Below are 13,871 nucleotides of genomic sequence, written 5' to 3' on the forward strand. Positions count from 1 at the left end.
AGGCCGTCATGTCCGCCGCCACCGCCCCCTCGGCCGCCGCGGGGCGCAGAGCCCTCGCGGTCCTCGTGCTGATACCCGTCGTCGCCGCCCTCGTCCTCGCGGTCTTCGCCTGGCCCGCCGCCCGCATCGCCCCGCGCGACCTGCCGATCGGCGTGGCCGGGCCCGCCACCGCGGCCGACGGGGTCGAGCGGGAGCTCGGACGGCACGACGGGGCCTTCGAGGTCCACCGTTACGCGGACGCCGGCGCCGCCCGGGCCGCGATCGAGGACCGCGACGTATACGGAGCCATGGTCGTCACCCCGGGCGGCACGGAACTCCTGACGGCCTCGGCCGGGAGCCCCGTCGTGGCCGGACTGCTGCGCGAGGCGGTGGCCGCGCAGGCCCCGGCGGGGGCACCGGTCACGGTGACGGACGTGGTCGCGGCACCGGCGGGCGACCCGCGCGGCGCCGTGCTCGGCGCGAGTCTGCTGCCCCTGGCCCTCGCCGGAGCGGCCACGGGCGTCGTCACGGTCCTGCTCGGCCTGCGCGGCGCACGCGCCGCGGCGGTCCTGGTGGGCGCGTCGGCGCTCGCGGGGCTCGTGGGCGCGGCGCTCGCCGACAGCTGGCTCGGCGCGCTGAACGGCGGCTGGTGGGCCGAGGCCGGGGTCCTCGGCCTGACCGTCCTGGCGATCGGCTCGGCCTTCGCGGGGCTCGCCACGCTCCTCGGGAAGCCCGGCTTCGGGCTCGCGGCCGCCCTGACGATCCTGCTCGGCAACGCGTTCTCGGGGATGTCGAGCGCGCCGGAACTGCTGCCCACCGGCGTGGGCGCGCTCGGCCAGTGGCTGCCGCCGGGCGCCGCGGGCTCGGCCCTCCGGTCGGTGTCCGCCTTCGACGGCGCGGCGGCGGGCGGCCCGCTCCTCGTCCTCTCCCTCTGGGCGGCGGCGGGCCTGGCCGCGACCGCGCTGGGCGCCCGGCGCCGAGCGGACGCGGCCCCCGCACCCGAGCGGGCCCCCGCGCCCGTGCCGGTGGGCTGAGGCCCGCACCCGAGAACGGCCGCGTACCCCCGCTGTAGCGGACGGGGGTGCGCGGCTTCTTCATGCCCGCCGGGAGGGCCGGTCAGGAGGCGCCGGGCTCGCGGTGGTGGGCGGCGATGCCGAAGCGGCGCTGTTCGCCGGGAGCGGAGTCGACCGGGTGGAGGCCGGAGAGCGAGCTGACCACCTGCTCGTCCGCGGGCTTCTCGGCCGCCTCCAGTTCCTCCAGGTCAGCGGCGGAGACCAGGGCGACGAGCGGCTTCCCGTGGCGGGTGACGACGACGCGTTCGCCGCCGTAGACGACGCGGTTGATGAGGTCGGCGAGCTCAGCCCGCGCTTGCGTCACCGGGATCTCGTAGGTCATGCTCCTCATCTTACGGTCTGTACGTCCTGTACATTTTTTACAGACAGCTGGAGGTGCTCAGCCATGGACGCCCGCCACGTCCTGCCCGAGTTCACGGAGCGGACCAGTTTCGGAACGCGGACCCTCGACCCGTACTCGAAGCTCCTGGAGGCCCGGATCGTCTTCCTCGGCACGCCGATCGACGAGATCTCGGCCAACGACGTCATCGCGCAGTTCCTGCACCTCGACCACGCGGCCCCCGGCCAGGACATCTCGCTCTACATCAACTCCCCCGGCGGCTCGATCACCGCCATGACCGCGATCCACGACACGATGCAGACGCTCTCCTGCGACGTGGAGACCACCTGCCTGGGCCAGGCCTCGTCCACCGCCGCCGTCCTGCTCGCCGCGGGCACCCCCGGCAAGCGGCTCGTCCTCCCCGGCGCCCGGATCACCCTCCGTCAGCCGGCCATGGACGAACCCCTCCAGGGACAGCCGAGCGACCTCGACATCCACGCGCGCGAGCTGCTGCGGCTGCGCGCCCTGGTGGCCGGGATGCTCACCGAGTACACCGGACGGAGCCCGGAGCGGATCGACGCCGACATCGACCGCCTCACCGTCCTGGACGCGCCGGCGGCCGTCGCGTACGGCCTGGTGGACCACGTGATCACGAGCCGGCGCGACACCGGCGCGGCGCGGTGAGCCGGCCGTGGTGCCCGAGCTGCCGCCGCTGCCCGCGCTGACGCGGGCCGAGGGCGAGTTGATCGACGCGTACCTCGAAGTCGTCGACCTCCTGGGGAAGATCAACCCATCCAGGAGTACGCATACCTATGGGGCACTACGGGCGGCGCAGGCCCTGGTGGGACGCGCGGAGGCGCTGCGCGAGGCCCTGACGCTCATGCATGTGCGGGGCGAGAGCGAGGTGCACGCGGACACCCTGGCGCGCGCCCTGCGGGTGTTGGACGGAGAGCGCCGCACATGCCGCGTCACCATCCACCGCACACCAGAGAGTTGACATTCCGGCATGTCGTGTCGAGGCCCGGACGGCCGACACGGCTCGCAGAATCGCTCCCCCGTTCGGCGTAGTCGACGAGTCGACATATGTGCGGGGTGAGTTGCGCAACAGGTGTACGCATCTGGCGGAATCGGGCACTCCGTTGCTGGTGCGAGGCTCGTGGGCCAAACCTCCGACGATCACGAAAGCAGCCTGTCCACCCGAACGGATCAGTCGTGAGGAGCCTCACATATCGCCGTTTCAGCTCGGATTTCGCCCTCGGTGTGGGTCAAGATCCCTGTCGACGACAAGCCCCCGCCATCCGAGGCGGGGCGGTCCGGGCGGACGCCGAGTCCTGCCGCTGTCCCGGATGTCTGGTCGACAGGAGTGGATCGGCAGGAGTGGAGGACCCGAGCAGTACGGGACGTACGCGCTGTTTCCGCAGCGGGGCCGTCCCTTGGGGTGAAGCCGCAGCCGCGGCCGGGCATCTTCGCCAGCCCGAACCCGACAGGTCATCCTTCGCAGGCGGCTGACGAAGGGTTGCGCATGACTGCGCAGATGCACGTCCCGTCCCTGCTGTCCCGGGCCGGAGCCGTCTCGGCTCTCACCCTCGCCGCCGTCGGCGGCACGATGCTCGCACCCGGTGCGGCGTCCGAGGCCCAGGCAGCCACCACATACGCGAACAAGGCACTGAGCGTCGCCGCGTCCAAGAAGGGAGCCCCGTACCGGTACGGGAGCACCGGACCCACGAGGTTCGACTGCTCCGGTCTGACGCTCTACGCGTACAAGAAGGCGGGCAAGTCGCTGCCCCGCACCGCGCAGCAGCAGTACAACAAGACCCGGCACATCTCCGCGTCCAGCAGACAGAAGGGGGACCTGGTCTTCTTCCACTCCGGCGGGAGCGTCTACCACGTGGGCATCTACGCCGGAAGCGGCAAGATCTGGCACTCGCCCAAGACGGGATCCTGGGTGAAGCTCGACAGGATCTGGACGTCGAAGGTCTACTACGGCCGCGTCCGATGACGCCCGCCGGGCACTGACCCGGTCCGGGGGGTGCGGTGGCGCCGCCGCACCCCCGGAGCCGGGGCGTCAGGCGTACGAGGCGGCCGCCCCGGTCCACGGGAGGGTGATCCAGACCGTCTTGCCGCCCTCCTCGGTCGGAGTGACCGAGAGCCGGCCGCCCGCCTCGGCCGCCAGGGAGCGGATGATGACCATGCCCCGGCCGTTGTCCTGCTGGACCGCCGCGGGAAGCCGCCGGGGCCACCGCGGGTGGCTGTCGGTGACGCCGATGTACAGGCGCTCATCGCGCTCCAGGCGGACGTCGACCGTGAAGGTCGGCGACTGGCCGAAGGTGTGCAGGACCGCGTTGGTGGCCAGTTCCGAGACCATCAGGCGGATCGCGTCCGCCAGGTCGTCGGCGCCGTCGAGGCCCCATCCGCCGAGGACCTCCGCGACGTACCGCCGGGCCGTGGGGACCGACGCGGGATCGCTCGGCAGCGTGACGGATGCTTCCTGGTGGTCTGCCATGGCGACGCTGTCCCTTTCCCGCCGGGGCTTCGGCCCCGGATCGCGCTTCGCGTCAGAGTCCCACCGATCCTGCCGCCCCAGCGGGCGTTCCACCAAGATATGTCCCCATCTGTCGCCCGAAGCGGTGAACTCTGCTGCCGGTGACCGCCCTTGAGCCTCCCGACGGGATGTCAGACGGCCGGCATCGTCCGCAGGATCGTCTCCACCGCGCGCCCGATCTCCGCGTCCGACAGATCGGCCCGGGCCGTGAGACGCAGCCGCGAGATGCCGTCCGGGACGGACGGGGGCCGGAAGCAGCCCACCGCGAGGCCCTGTTCGCGGCAGTCCGCCGCCCATCGCAGCGCCGCCTCGGGGGAGGGCGCGTGGACCGAGACGACGGCCGCGTCGGGCCGCGCGGCGGTGAGACCGGCCTCCGTGAGGAGCCCATGCAGGGTCGTGGCGACCGTACGCGCCCCCCGGCGAGGCCCGGTTCCGCCGCGATCAGACGCAGGCTCGCGAGCGCGCCGCCCGCGGCGGCCGGGGCGAGCCCGGTGTCGAAGATGAAGGTGCGGGCCGCGTTCACCAGGTGCTCGATCACCCGGGCCGGGCCCAGGACGGCACCGCCCTGGCTGCCGAGGGACTTGGAGAGGGTCAGGGTGGCGACGACGTCCTCGTCGCCCGCGAGCCCGGCCTCGTGCAGGGCGCCCCGGCCGCCGTCGCCCAGGACGCCGAAGCCGTGGGCGTCGTCGACGACGAGCCCGGCGCCGTGCGCGCGACAGGCGTCGGCGAGCTCGCGGAGCGGGGCCTTGTCGCCGTCGACGGAGAAGACGGAGTCGCTGACGACCAGCGCCCGGCGCCCCGGGTGCGCGTCCAGGGTCTTGGCGACGGCCTCGGGGTCGGTGTGCGGGACGACGGCGGTCTCGGCGCGCGCGAGGCGGCAGCCGTCCACGATCGAGGCGTGGTTGGAGGCGTCGGAGACGATCAGGGCGTCCCGGCCGCCGAGCGCGGTGAGCGCGGCGAGGTTGGCCGTGTAGCCGGAGGAGAAGACGAGGGCCGCCTCGAAGCCGCAGAACTCGGCGAGTTCGCGCTCCAGACGGGTGTGCAGCCGGGTGGTGCCGGTGACGAGCCGCGAGCCGGTGGAGCCGGCGCCCCAGCGCCTGGCCGCCTCGGCCGCCGCCTCGGTGACCTCGGCGCGGCGGGTGAGGCCGAGGTAGTCGTTGCCCGCCAGGTCCAGGAGGTCCGACTCGGCCGCACGGGGCCGCAGCGTCCGTACGAGACCGGCCTCGGCCCGGCGGCGCGCCTCGGCGTCGGTCCAGTCGAAGGCGGTGCGGCGGGGGCCCCCGGCCCGCGCGTCGTCGTCCCGTGGCATGCGGCGATCCTTTTGTAGGCAGCGCACAGACCCTAACCGGAGGATGCCGAGGTCGGGATGTGGTCATCCACACACCTCTATCGGGGGCGTTTGTTCGGATCCTCCTTGGCCCGGGGGCGGGCGGTAGGCAAGGATCTCCGGTTATGGACCTCCTGAACACACTGGTGGAGAAGGGGCTGCGGCGCGAGCTGCCGACCCGTGAAGAAGCGCTCGCCGTCCTGGCGACGTCCGACGACGAACTGCTCGATGTGGTGGCGGCGGCCGGGAAGGTGCGCCGTCAGTGGTTCGGGCGCCGGGTCAAGCTCAACTACCTGGTCAACCTGAAGTCGGGTCTCTGTCCCGAGGACTGCTCGTACTGCTCGCAGCGGCTCGGCTCGAAGGCCGAGATCCTCAAGTACACGTGGCTGAAGCCGGACGAGGCCTCGCAGGCCGCGGCGGCGGGTGTCGCGGGCGGCGCCAAGCGCGTGTGCCTGGTGGCCAGCGGCCGCGGTCCGACGGACCGGGACGTGGAGCGCGTCGGGAAGACGATCGAGGCGATCAAGGAGCAGAACGAGGGCGTCGAGGTGTGCGCCTGCCTCGGTCTGCTCTCGGACGGCCAGGCGGAGCGGCTGCGGGAGGCCGGCGCCGACGCGTACAACCACAACCTGAACACGTCCGAGGCGACGTACGAGGGGATCACCAAGACCCACACGTACGCGGACCGGGTGGACACCGTGCAGAAGGCGCACGCCGCCGGTCTGTCGGCCTGCTCGGGTCTGATCGCGGGCATGGGCGAGACCGACGAGGACCTCGTCGACGTCGTCTACGCGCTGCGCGAGCTCGACTCGGACTCGGTGCCGGTCAACTTCCTCATCCCCTTCGAGGGCACCCCGCTCGCCAAGGAGTGGAACCTCACGCCGCAGCGCTGCCTGCGGATCCTCGCGATGGTCCGGTTCGTCTGCCCCGACGTCGAGGTGCGGATCGCGGGCGGCCGCGAGGTGCACCTGCGCTCGATGCAGCCGCTGGCGCTGAACATCGCGAACTCGATCTTCCTCGGCGACTACCTGACGAGCGAGGGCCAGGCCGGCCAGGCCGACCTGGACATGATCGCGGACGCGGGCTTCGAGGTGGAGGGCGCGGGCACGACCACGCTGCCGAAGCACCGCGCGGACGCCCTCGCGGCGGCCGGCGCGACGGGCGGCTGCGGTACGGCGTCCTCGGCGGGCTGCGGCTCCGAGGCCTCGGCCGGCTGCGGCTCGCACGGCGAGGAGGGCGGCGGCTGCGGCCCCTGCGGCGGTCACGCGGCTCCGGCGGCGCCCGCCGCGAACGAGGCACGCACCGACCTGGTGGCCGTGCGCCGCCGGGGCGCCGGCACGGACCTCGCGCCGAATGCGTGACGGCGAGCGCCTCGGCAACGGCGAACTCCTCGCCCTGGACCGGGCGCACGTCTGGCATCCCTACGGCCCCATGCCGGGCCGGGCGGAGCCGCTGGTCGTCGCGTCCGCGTCCGGCGTGCGGCTCCGGCTCGCCGAACCCGCCGAGGGGCGGGCCGAGTTGGTCGACGGCATGTCCTCGTGGTGGTCGGCGATCCACGGCTACAACCACCCCGTGCTCAACGAGGCGGTGCGCGGCCAGCTGGAGAAGATGAGCCACGTCATGTTCGGCGGGCTCACGCACGAGCCGGCCGTCCGGCTCGCCGCACGGCTCGTGGAGATCACCCCGGAACCGCTGCGGCACGTCTTCCTCAGCGACTCGGGCTCGGTCTCCGTCGAGGTGGCGGCCAAGATGTGCCTGCAGTACTGGCGTTCCCTGGGGCGCCCCGAGAAGCAGCGGCTCCTCACCTGGCGCGGCGGCTACCACGGGGACACCTGGCAGCCGATGTCCGTGTGCGACCCGCAGGGCGGGATGCACGAGCTGTGGACGGGGGTGCTCCAGCGGCAGGTGTTCCTGGACGCGCCGCCGGCCGCGTACGAGGAGTCGTACGCGGAGCAGCTGCGGACCCGGATCGCCGAGCACGCGCACGAGCTGGCCGCGGTGATCGTGGAGCCGGTCGTGCAGGGCGCCGGCGGGATGCGCTTCCACGACCCGGCGTACCTCCGGGTGCTGCGCGAGGCCTGCGACGCGCACGACGTCCTGCTGGTGTTCGACGAGATCGCGACCGGGTTCGGGCGGACGGGCGCGCTGTTCGCCGCCGACCAGGCCGGGGTCTCCCCCGATGTGATGTGCGTGGGCAAGGCGCTGACCGGCGGCTATCTGTCGATGGCGGCCACGCTCTGCACGGGCCGCGTCGCCGACGGGATCTCGCAGGGTGAGGTCCCCGTCCTGGCACACGGGCCGACCTTCATGGGGAACCCGCTGGCGTCGGCGGTCGCCCTCGCCTCGATCGACCTGCTGCTCTCCCAGGACTGGCAGGTCGAGGTCAAGCGGATCGAGACGGGCCTGCGGGCCGGGCTCGCCCCGGTGGCCGGGCTCCCGGGCGTCCGCGAGGTGCGGGTGCTCGGCGCGATCGGCGTCGTCCAGCTCGACCACGAGGTCGACATGGCGGCGGCGACGCGCGCGGCGGTCCGGGAGGGCGTGTGGCTGCGCCCGTTCCGCGACCTGATCTACACGATGCCGCCGTACGTGACGGGCGACGAGGACCTGGCCCGGATCTGCGCGGCGGTGCGGGCGGCCGCGGCCGCGGGCTGACCGCGGGCGGGACCGCGCCCCGATCGGCGTGGTCCCGCCCGGTCGCCCCCTGTACATCAGCGAGAGAGGACACCTTCCTTCATGAGCGTCATCGTCGTCAGCGGTACCGGCACCGAGATCGGCAAGACCGTCGTCACCGCGGCCGTCGCCGCCGTCGCCACGGCCGCCGGGCGGTCCGTCGCCGTCCTGAAGCCCGCGCAGACGGGCGTCGGGCCGGACGAGCGGGGCGACGCGGACGAGGTCGTACGGCTCTCGGGCGCCGTGGCCTCCGCCGAGCTGGGCCGCTTCCCGGAGCCGCTGGCCCCCGGGACGGCCGCCCGCCGGGCCGGGCTCGCCCCGGTCGGGCCCCGGGAGGTCGCCGAGGCCGCCCGGGAGCTGGCCGCCGAGCACGACCTGGTCCTCGTGGAGGGGGCGGGCGGGCTCCTCGTCCGCTTCGACGAGGAGGGCGGCACGCTCGCCGACGCGGCCGCGCTGCTCGGCGCCCCGGTCCTGGTGGTGGCCCAGGCCGGTCTGGGCACGCTCAACTCGGTGACCCTGACGGCCGAGGCGCTGCGGGCGCGCGGGATCGAGCAGCTCGGCGTGGTCGTCGGCAGCTGGCCGGACGCGCCGGACCTCGCGGAGCGCTGCAACCTCGGGGACCTGCCGGAGGCGGCCGGCGCTCCGCTGCTCGGGGCCGTACCGGAGGGTTCGGGGACGCTCGACCCGGCGGAGTTCCGGGCGGCGGCGGGCGGCTGGCTGGCGCCGGAGCTCGGCGGCACGTGGGACGCGGAGGCGTTCGCGGGGGTGCACGCGGCCCCGGTCTCCGTAGGCTGACGGCATGCGCGCACACGTTCAGGAGATCGTCTTCGACTGCGGGGCCCCGGCGGCGCTCGTCCGTTTCTGGGCCGGGCTCCTCGGCGGCGAACCCGTCGACCGGAGCGACGACTGGTCGTACGTGGATCCGCCGGAGTTCGTACGGATCGCCTTCCAGCGGGTGCCGGAGGGCAAGTCCGCGAAGAACCGGCTCCACCTCGACCTGGAGGTGCCGGACCCGGCTCGGGCGGCCGAGGAGGTGCTGCCGCTCGGGGCGGTCACGGTCGGCGGGCTCGTCACCGACGAGCAGGGCTCCTTCCAGGTCATGCGGGACCCGGAGGGCAACGAGTTCTGCTTCGTGACGGGCTGAGGGGCGGCCGTGATGGCTCCGGATCCCGCGGCGGCCCGCGCTCCGCGCGTGCACCATCCGCTGTTCGCCCGCTTCTACGCCCGGTTCAGCGCCTCCGCCGACGCGCGCGGCGGGCTCGGTGCCCTGCGGACCGAGCTGCTCGACGGGCTCTCCGGCCGGGTCGTGGAGATCGGTGCCGGGAACGGTCTGAACTTCGCGCACTACCCGGCCGGGGTCACCGAGGTCGTCGCCGTGGAACCGGAGGCCCATCTGCGGGCTCTCGCGGTGGAGGCCGCGCGCCGGGCTCCGGTCCCGGTGACCGTGGTGGCGGGCACGGCCGAGTCGCTGCCGGGGCCGGACGGATCCTTCGACGCGGCGGTGGCCTCGCTGGTGCTCTGCACCGTACGGGACGTGCCGGCGGCCCTCGCCGAGCTGCGGCGGGTCCTGCGTCCCGGCGGCGAGCTGCGGTTCTTCGAGCACGGGGCGGCGGACACGCCCGGCCTCGCACGGGTGCAGCGGGTCCTGGACCGCACGGTCTGGCCGCTGCTCTTCGGCGGCTGCCACACCGCCCGCCGCCCGGTCGCGGCGATCGGGGCGGCCGGCTTCGACCTCGTCTCGTACCGCGCCTTCGACGTGCCGGAGCAGGGCCCCCGGCTGCCGTCCTCGCCCTGTGTCCTGGGCACGGCCCGGCGGTAATCCCTGGCAGCGCCGCCGTGCCGCGTGATGGGATCGGGCCATGATCGATGTGAAGATTCGCGCCGCCGTGAGCGACGAGGCGGAGGCCGTGCTGGAGTTCTGGCGGGAGTCCGCCGAGGGGACGTCCATCTCGGACGACGTGCGCGGGGTGACCCGGCTCCTGGAGCGCGATCCCGAGGCGCTGATCCTGGCCACGCTGCCCGACGGGCGGATCGTGGGGTCCGTGATCGCCGGCTGGGACGGGTGGCGGGCCTCGCTCTACCGGCTGGCGGTGCTGCCCTCACACCGCCGGCTCGGCATCTCGTCGGCGCTCCTGCGCGCGGCGGAGGATCGTTTCGCGGCGCTCGGCGGGCGTCGCGCGGACGCGATGGTCCTGGTGGCGAACGAGACGGCGCACGCCGCGTGGGGAGCCGCGGGGTACGAGCGGCAGGAGCAGTGGCGCCGGTGGGTGAAGCCGTTCACCTCGTAAGAGCGGCCCGATCATCGCACCACTTTGCCGGTCCTTTACCATGGTGACTCATCCCGACGACCGAAAGGTGTGAGCGTCCGCCCATGGGCGAGCCTCCCAGTAGCACTGGTTCCGACCATCGACATCGAGCGATCCCCCTCCCGCTGACTGATCATGGGACGGAGGTGAACCGATGACCGAAGTGCTTCTGCTCGTGGTGGCGCTCCTGCTCGCTCTCGCGTGCGGTGCGTTCGTCGCGGCCGAGTTCTCCCTGACCACGGTCGAGCGCGGCGAGCTCGAAGCCGCCGTCGAGCGCGGCGAGCGGGGTGCGGCGGGCGCCCTCAAGGCCGTCCGCTCCCTCACCTTCCAGCTCTCCGGCGCGCAGCTCGGCATCACCGTGACCAACCTGGTCGTCGGCATGCTCTCCGAGCCCTCGATCGCCGCACTGCTCCGCGGCCCCATGGAGGCGATCGGGCTCTCGGCCTCGGTGGCCTCCTCGTTCGCCCTCGTCCTGGGCACCGCCCTGTCGACCGTCGTCCTGATGGTCGTCGGTGAGCTGGTCCCCAAGAACTGGGCGATCTCCTCCCCGCTCGCCGTAGCGAAGGTGGTGGCCACCCCGCAGCGCGTGTTCACGGCCGCCTTCAAGCCGCTGATCAGCCACCTCAACAACACCGCGAACCGGATCCTGCGCCGCCTCGGCATGGAGCCGACCGAGGAACTCGCCTCGGCGCGCTCCCCGCAGGAGCTGGTGGCGCTCGCCCGGCACTCCGCGAAGGAGGGCGCCCTGGAGGCGGACACGGCCGAGCTCTTCGTCCGTACCCTCAACCTGGCCGAGCTGACCGCGGAGAACGTGATGACGCCCCGCGTGCAGGTCACCGCCCTGGAGGTGCAGGCCACCGCCGAGGACGTCGCCAACGCGACCCGCGCGACCGGCCTGTCCCGCTTCCCCGTCTACCGGGGCAGCCTCGACGCGGTCGTCGGCATCGCCCACATCAAGGACGTCCTCGCGATACCCGCCGAGGAGCGGCCCCGCCGCCGGATCGGCGAGATGCTGCGCGAGCCGCTGCTCGTCCCCGAGACGCTCACCGTGGACCGGCTGCTCGACCGCCTGTCGGGCAGGCAGACCATGGCCGTCGTCATCGACGAGTACGGCGGCACGGCCGGGGTCGTCACCCTGGAGGACATCGTCGAGGAGGTCGTCGGCGAGGTGCGCGACGAGCACGACCCGCACGAGACGCCGGACCTGGCGCGGGCGGGCGAGGACGCGGACGGGCGTGAGCTGTGGTCCGCCGACGGCGCCGCCCGTACGGACCAGCTGGCCGCCATCGGCCTGCGGGCGCCGGACGGCCCGTACGAGACGCTCGCGGGCGTCGTCGCCCACGAGCTGGGCCGCATCCCCGCCGCCGGGGACAGCGTGGAGCTGGCCGGCTGGCGGCTCGACGTCGTCGACGCCCAGGGCCGGCGGGCCGCGCGCGTGCTGCTGCACGCCCCCGCGCAGGACGCCGGGGACGAGTCCGGGGAGGCCGGCCGATGATCGCGATCCAGCTGTTGATCGGTCTGCTCACCCTGGTCGTCAACGCCTTCTTCGTCGGCGCCGAGTTCGCCCTGATCTCCGTCCGCCGCAGTCAGATCGAACCCCTGGCCGAGTCCGGGAACCGGCGGGCGCGCAGCGTCATCTGGGGCCTGGAGCACGTCTCCGCGATGCTCGCGGCGGCGCAGCTCGGCATCACGCTCTGCACCCTGGTCCTCGGCATCGTCGCCGAGCCGGCCATCGCCCACCTGCTCGAACCGGTCTTCGACGCGGTCGGTGTCCCGCACGGACTCGTGCACCCGATCTCGTTCGTGATCGCGCTGTCGGTCGCGACGTACCTGCACATGCTGCTCGGCGAGATGGTGCCGAAGAACATCGCGCTCGCCGAGCCGACGCGCTCCGCCCTTCTCCTCGGGCCGCCGCTGGTGACGCTCGCGCGGGCGCTGCGGCCGGTGATCTTCGCGATCAACGCCTTCGCCAACGCCCTGCTCAGGCTGTTGCGGGTGGACGTCAAGGACGAGGTCGCGGCGACCTTCTCGGACGACGAGCTGGCCCGGATGGTCACCGACGCGGGCGACGCGGGCCTCCTGGACGACCGGGCGGCCGAGCGGCTGCACGACGCCCTCGAACTGGGCCGCCGTCCCGTGCGGGACGTCGTGATGCCGGCCGAGAAGGTGGTGTACGCACAGGTCGGCACCACTCCGGAGGAGCTGGAGGCGCTGTCGGCGCGGACCGGGTTCTCCCGCTTCCCGATGGTGGACGCCGAGCGGCGCATCCTGGGCTATCTGCACGTCAAGGACGCCCTGGACATCACCCCGCGCGACCTGCCGTTCCCGGTGTCGGCGCTGCGGCCGATCGCCCGGGTGCGGGCCGCGACGCCGCTGGACGACGTCCTCACCGCGATGCGCCGCAGCCGGACCCACCTGGCGGCCGTGCTCGACGAGGACGGCAAGCCGGCCGGTCTCGTGACGATGGAGGACGTGCTGCGCGAGCTGGTGGGGCGCCCCGCGGCGCCGTGACGCCTTGACGCGCCGCAGGGAAGGGCCCCGGGAGTGGATCCCGGGGCCCTTCCGGCGTGTCAGAGCGCTGTGGCCGCGAGCCAGTCGTCGAGCAGGTCGCGGTCGCCGGTGTGCGTGAAGCGCGCGTCGTCGGCCGCGTACCGGCGGTGCAGCAGGAGCAGCAGCTCCCCGGTGTCCGCCGTGACACCGGCGGTCGGCCGCGCGCCGCCGCTCCCCGGGCTTCCCGGCCCGGCCTGGCTCCCCCGGCTCCCCCGGCTCCAGGTGAAGCCGCCCCCGCCGAGTGTGAGGGTCCAGACGGCGCCGGTGTCGCGGGCGGCGAGGCGCAGGACGGCGCCGTCGCGGTCGAGGTGGGCGAGCGGCTCGGCGATCCAGGGGATGTACGGAGCGTTCCCGAGGAAGTGGTCGACGGCGTCCGCCGCCGTGCCGGGGTCGAGGGGTCCCGCCGCCCCGGTGACGGCGATCTCGGCGTCGGCGAGGTGGACCAGGGTCTCGAAGAGCACGTGGCGGGGGTAGTGGCGGACGTGCGGGTCGGCGCCGGGCGACCAGACCGGGGCGTCCGGGTCGGCCCCGCGCGCGGTGGCGGCGAACCGCTCGGCGCGGGCGGCGAGCCAGTCGGGGTACGCGGCGGGGTCGCCGGGCGCGTCGAGGGGGACGTCGCGGGCGAGGACCCGGGCGGTGGCCCCGGTCCGTACGACGTGCTCGGCCCAGCCGTGCACGGTGCCGAGGTGCCGGGTCAGGTCCGCCAGGGTCCAGCCGGGGCAGGTGGGGACGGGGGTCGCGGGGTCGGCCGTGCGGACGGTCGCCGCGAAGCGCCGGGCGCCCTCCAGGGCCGCGTCGCAGCCCGCCGTGTGGGTGTCCTCCGTGAGCCCGAAGCCCTCGGAGACCTTCAGGAGGTCCTCGCGCCAGGGGCCGGGCGGCTGCCGCAGCGCGGCCTCGCGGAGGAGGCCGTCGAGGGCGCGGCGGTCGGCGGCCCCGAGTCCGGACAGGGTGTGCCCGGTGTTCTCCAGCCACTTCACGGCCGTGTCCGGATCGAGGACCTCGTCGTCGGAGGTATCGACCGCCGTCACCAGCTCAGCCAGCGCCTCGGCCAGCGTGCTCAGGAGCGCGTCGCTCATCGGATCTCCCCTCCCGGGTTCTCCACGGCGCC

General features: G+C 74.0%; 15 protein-coding genes, 1 pseudogene and 1 riboswitch. Of the genes and pseudogenes, 12 read left to right on the top strand and 4 right to left on the bottom strand.

The annotated features are described in order from the left end of the window. Positions 1-8: 8 nt before the first annotated feature. On the top strand, positions 9-1,013 hold the full coding sequence (locus tag ACN9MM_RS06345; RefSeq protein ID WP_426362719.1) for an ABC transporter permease: 1,005 nt from the start codon (positions 9-11) through the stop codon (positions 1,011-1,013). An 82-nt stretch (positions 1,014-1,095) separates the two neighbouring features. Here ACN9MM_RS06345 and ACN9MM_RS06350 read toward each other — a convergent pair whose 3' ends face one another. Then, positions 1,096-1,374: a type II toxin-antitoxin system Phd/YefM family antitoxin gene (locus ACN9MM_RS06350; protein WP_225800649.1), complete on the bottom strand. Its 279-nt coding sequence runs from the start codon at positions 1,372-1,374 to the stop codon at positions 1,096-1,098. Positions 1,375-1,437: 63 nt separating this feature from the next. Here ACN9MM_RS06350 and ACN9MM_RS06355 point away from each other — a divergent pair, with 63 nt between their 5' ends. From ACN9MM_RS06355 to ACN9MM_RS06365, 3 genes are all read left to right on the top strand, one after another. Then, entirely contained in the window at positions 1,438-2,055 is a 618-nt protein-coding gene (locus ACN9MM_RS06355) for an ATP-dependent Clp protease proteolytic subunit (RefSeq protein WP_426362720.1), read from the top strand. Positions 2,056-2,062: 7 nt separating this feature from the next. After that, positions 2,063-2,368 (top strand): hypothetical protein, encoded by a 306-nt coding sequence (locus tag ACN9MM_RS06360; RefSeq protein ID WP_426362721.1) that lies wholly within the window; start codon positions 2,063-2,065, stop codon positions 2,366-2,368. 400 nt (positions 2,369-2,768) lie between these two features. Then, a riboswitch (cyclic di-AMP (ydaO/yuaA leader) is annotated at positions 2,769-2,890 on the top strand. 3 nt (positions 2,891-2,893) lie between these two features. Continuing rightward, entirely contained in the window at positions 2,894-3,370 is a 477-nt protein-coding gene (locus ACN9MM_RS06365) for a C40 family peptidase (protein ID WP_382860536.1), read from the top strand. A 66-nt stretch (positions 3,371-3,436) separates the two neighbouring features. Here the strand turns inward: ACN9MM_RS06365 and ACN9MM_RS06370 are convergent, their stop codons facing one another. Further along, positions 3,437-3,874 (bottom strand): ATP-binding protein, encoded by a 438-nt coding sequence (locus ACN9MM_RS06370; protein ID WP_426362722.1) that lies wholly within the window; start codon positions 3,872-3,874, stop codon positions 3,437-3,439. A gap of 170 nt (positions 3,875-4,044) precedes the next feature. Further along, positions 4,045-5,222: pseudogene (locus tag ACN9MM_RS06375) on the bottom strand (8-amino-7-oxononanoate synthase). Between the two features lie 143 nt (positions 5,223-5,365). Between ACN9MM_RS06375 and bioB the strand changes: the two are divergent. From bioB to ACN9MM_RS06415, 8 genes are all read left to right on the top strand, one after another. Next, complete coding sequence (gene bioB / locus ACN9MM_RS06380) at positions 5,366-6,598, top strand: biotin synthase BioB (protein WP_426362723.1); 1,233 nt, start codon at positions 5,366-5,368, stop codon at positions 6,596-6,598. Next, on the top strand, positions 6,591-7,889 hold the full coding sequence (locus tag ACN9MM_RS06385) for an adenosylmethionine--8-amino-7-oxononanoate transaminase (protein WP_426362724.1): 1,299 nt from the start codon (positions 6,591-6,593) through the stop codon (positions 7,887-7,889). The genes bioB and ACN9MM_RS06385 overlap by 8 nt, the downstream gene beginning before the upstream one ends. 81 nt (positions 7,890-7,970) lie before the next feature. Then, on the top strand, positions 7,971-8,702 hold the full coding sequence (bioD, locus tag ACN9MM_RS06390) for a dethiobiotin synthase (RefSeq protein WP_426362725.1): 732 nt from the start codon (positions 7,971-7,973) through the stop codon (positions 8,700-8,702). Positions 8,703-8,706: 4 nt separating this feature from the next. Then, entirely contained in the window at positions 8,707-9,051 is a 345-nt protein-coding gene (locus ACN9MM_RS06395) for a VOC family protein (RefSeq protein ID WP_383663547.1), read from the top strand. Positions 9,052-9,063: 12 nt separating this feature from the next. Further along, positions 9,064-9,726, top strand: a complete 663-nt coding sequence (locus ACN9MM_RS06400) for a class I SAM-dependent methyltransferase (protein ID WP_426362726.1) — start codon at positions 9,064-9,066, stop codon at positions 9,724-9,726. Positions 9,727-9,766: 40 nt separating this feature from the next. Next, positions 9,767-10,195, top strand: a complete 429-nt coding sequence (locus ACN9MM_RS06405) for a GNAT family N-acetyltransferase (protein ID WP_426362727.1) — start codon at positions 9,767-9,769, stop codon at positions 10,193-10,195. A gap of 172 nt (positions 10,196-10,367) precedes the next feature. Beyond that, positions 10,368-11,708 (top strand): hemolysin family protein, encoded by a 1,341-nt coding sequence (locus ACN9MM_RS06410; RefSeq protein ID WP_426362728.1) that lies wholly within the window; start codon positions 10,368-10,370, stop codon positions 11,706-11,708. Next, positions 11,705-12,724: a hemolysin family protein gene (locus ACN9MM_RS06415; RefSeq protein WP_426362729.1), complete on the top strand. Its 1,020-nt coding sequence runs from the start codon at positions 11,705-11,707 to the stop codon at positions 12,722-12,724. Before ACN9MM_RS06410 ends, ACN9MM_RS06415 begins: the two co-directional genes overlap by 4 nt. 59 nt (positions 12,725-12,783) lie before the next feature. Here ACN9MM_RS06415 and ACN9MM_RS06420 read toward each other — a convergent pair whose 3' ends face one another. Then, complete coding sequence (locus tag ACN9MM_RS06420) at positions 12,784-13,839, bottom strand: maleylpyruvate isomerase N-terminal domain-containing protein (RefSeq protein WP_426362730.1); 1,056 nt, start codon at positions 13,837-13,839, stop codon at positions 12,784-12,786. Positions 13,840-13,871: the final 32 nt, after the last annotated feature.

The sequence above is a fragment of the Streptomyces sp. E-08 genome, assembly GCF_049913095.1.
In the GTDB taxonomy this organism is placed as follows: Bacteria; Actinomycetota; Actinomycetes; order Streptomycetales; family Streptomycetaceae; genus Streptomyces.

Excerpts from the sequence above, each read along its gene's own strand:
- ACN9MM_RS06420 (WP_426362730.1), bottom strand. The coding sequence starts at position 13,839 with ATGAGCGACGCGCTCCTGAGCACGCTGGCCGAGGCGCTGGCTGAGCTG.
- ACN9MM_RS06365 (WP_382860536.1), top strand. The coding sequence starts at position 2,894 with ATGACTGCGCAGATGCACGTCCCGTCCCTGCTGTCCCGGGCCGGAGCC.
- ACN9MM_RS06395 (WP_383663547.1), top strand. The coding sequence starts at position 8,707 with ATGCGCGCACACGTTCAGGAGATCGTCTTCGACTGCGGGGCCCCGGCG.
- ACN9MM_RS06345 (WP_426362719.1), top strand. The coding sequence starts at position 9 with ATGTCCGCCGCCACCGCCCCCTCGGCCGCCGCGGGGCGCAGAGCCCTC.
- ACN9MM_RS06405 (WP_426362727.1), top strand. The coding sequence starts at position 9,767 with ATGATCGATGTGAAGATTCGCGCCGCCGTGAGCGACGAGGCGGAGGCC.
- ACN9MM_RS06370 (WP_426362722.1), bottom strand. The coding sequence starts at position 3,874 with ATGGCAGACCACCAGGAAGCATCCGTCACGCTGCCGAGCGATCCCGCG.
- ACN9MM_RS06350 (WP_225800649.1), bottom strand. The coding sequence starts at position 1,374 with ATGACCTACGAGATCCCGGTGACGCAAGCGCGGGCTGAGCTCGCCGAC.
- ACN9MM_RS06385 (WP_426362724.1), top strand. The coding sequence starts at position 6,591 with ATGCGTGACGGCGAGCGCCTCGGCAACGGCGAACTCCTCGCCCTGGAC.
- bioD (WP_426362725.1), top strand. The coding sequence starts at position 7,971 with ATGAGCGTCATCGTCGTCAGCGGTACCGGCACCGAGATCGGCAAGACC.
- bioB (WP_426362723.1), top strand. The coding sequence starts at position 5,366 with ATGGACCTCCTGAACACACTGGTGGAGAAGGGGCTGCGGCGCGAGCTG.
- ACN9MM_RS06410 (WP_426362728.1), top strand. The coding sequence starts at position 10,368 with ATGACCGAAGTGCTTCTGCTCGTGGTGGCGCTCCTGCTCGCTCTCGCG.
- ACN9MM_RS06415 (WP_426362729.1), top strand. The coding sequence starts at position 11,705 with ATGATCGCGATCCAGCTGTTGATCGGTCTGCTCACCCTGGTCGTCAAC.
- ACN9MM_RS06400 (WP_426362726.1), top strand. The coding sequence starts at position 9,064 with ATGGCTCCGGATCCCGCGGCGGCCCGCGCTCCGCGCGTGCACCATCCG.
- ACN9MM_RS06355 (WP_426362720.1), top strand. The coding sequence starts at position 1,438 with ATGGACGCCCGCCACGTCCTGCCCGAGTTCACGGAGCGGACCAGTTTC.